We start from the raw sequence: 1545 nt of genomic DNA, 5'->3' as shown, positions 1-1545 counted from the left end.
AGTCACGGAAATACGGCGGCGTATTTGAAATACCCCCGTTCCGGAGTTACGGTAATTTGCTCTTCACGTCTTTGAAATACGCGGGATCGACCAAATCCTTGAGGGGCACATTCAGTGCATCAGCCAAGGCTCCCATATTGTCGATCGACACGTTCCGCTCACCTCTTTCAATTTCGCTGACATAGGTCCGGCTCAAGCCGGATTCGAGCGCCAAGGCCTCTTGCGACACCTCTAGCAGACGGCGCAGCTTGCGCACATTGCGCGCGAATACCTTCCTGGCAGTGCCAGCTTGAGTCGTGTCCTTCATGACCACAGAGGATCCACATACAGGACACGACAATCCACAAACTATGGTTGCAATTATGCCAACTATAGTTAACATACAGTCAACAAAGAAAGGTGTGATGCTGACTTTAATAGGCGTTCTGTTGGCATCTGTTTGAAATCAAAGCTCATAGAACTACAGGAGTCCCGCCCGTGTTTCCCCGCATGACTAACATTGCACTGGCGCTCGTCGTCGCCACCCTTGGTGTCGCCCCCATGACTTCGCATGCCTTCCTCGGCATCGACTCCCCATGGTGCATGGGCGATGGCGGCGGCACGTTCCTGTGCGTGCGCGGCCCTGACCGTGTGAAGATGGCCAAAGAGCTTGCCGACCAAGACTACCTGTCGTTCGTGCAGAAGGCCTTTGCCGCACCAACCATCACCTATGTGCCCGACGAGAAGAAGCCAGGCATCGCCGAGACATGGCACCGTGATGGTGGCGGCCTGAGCCTCTACCGCCATGAGGTCAACAACGACCGCCGCAAGATGATGGAAGCGGCAGCCGACTGGTTCAGGATCTTCTGCAAGGCCAAGGGTGGCGGCACCTATGAGTACCCCATCAACGAGACCAAAGACCTGGTCAACCTGACGCGGCTGGCCTGCCACGCGTGGCCGAAATCGCCTGATCAGGTGATGGGCCAGATGCCGATGTTCGGCATCGAGATAAGCCCCAGCGACAACTACACCACCGACCGGCCAAAAGATCCTTTTGTGGCCTTCAAGCACTATGGCAACGGCGACTTGGTGAAGGCCACATGGGGCTACCCCAAGAAGTACGCCTTTGGCGATCAGACCAATCTGGGCATGGTGATCGAGGTGAAGGTGCCCATGGCCAAGGTGCAGTCCGAAGTGGATGGCAAGCCCTACGAGAAGTGGGTCAAGTTGATTGACCTGGTGCCCACACCTAAGCCACAGGGGCAATGACATGAGCCGGATCTTGCGCTGCCCTTGCTGCGGCTCAAACGTGGTGCGTCGTCACGAGCAGATCTGGCTGCAAGGTCAGTCCACGGTTCGGGGCCCGCGCTACACCACCACATGCATCAGCGATCTGGCGCAACGACATGCGCCCCCAAGCCTGCCCCGAACCTCTGGCTATTGGTACGGACGTCTGGCCTGGCATGCCGGATTGGCGCTGGTGCCTCTGAGCATCGCCATGTTCTGTCTCGCGGCCCGTAGCTCCATGCTCATGGTCGCCACTTGCATGGCCATCGGCCTTGCGCT

Annotated in this window: 3 protein-coding genes; 2 read left to right on the top strand and 1 reads right to left on the bottom strand. The window is 57.7% G+C overall.

From position 1 onward, the window contains the following. Positions 1–46 precede the first annotated feature (46 nt). Entirely contained in the window at positions 47–307 is a 261-nt protein-coding gene (locus EPO09_RS02475) for a helix-turn-helix transcriptional regulator (protein WP_290639819.1), read from the bottom strand. 182 nt (positions 308–489) lie between these two features. On the opposite strand from EPO09_RS02475, the gene EPO09_RS02470 reads away from it, so the two are divergent. Beyond that, complete coding sequence (locus tag EPO09_RS02470; RefSeq protein WP_290639817.1) at positions 490–1248, top strand: hypothetical protein; 759 nt, start codon at positions 490–492, stop codon at positions 1246–1248. Position 1249: 1 nt separating this feature from the next. Continuing rightward, positions 1250–1545, top strand: a 296-nt coding sequence (locus EPO09_RS02465; RefSeq protein ID WP_290639816.1) for a hypothetical protein, incomplete at its 3' end; no start/stop codon positions are given.

This window comes from Aquabacterium sp., assembly GCF_004297345.1.
Taxonomy (GTDB): domain Bacteria; phylum Pseudomonadota; class Gammaproteobacteria; order Burkholderiales; family Burkholderiaceae_C; genus Aquabacterium.
This window is presented reverse-complemented; position numbering and strand designations above follow the sequence as displayed.

Coding starts and splice junctions, on each gene's coding strand:
- EPO09_RS02475 (WP_290639819.1), bottom strand. CDS start 307: ATGAAGGACACGACTCAAGCTGGCACTGCCAGGAAGGTATTCGCGCGC.
- EPO09_RS02470 (WP_290639817.1), top strand. CDS start 490: ATGACTAACATTGCACTGGCGCTCGTCGTCGCCACCCTTGGTGTCGCC.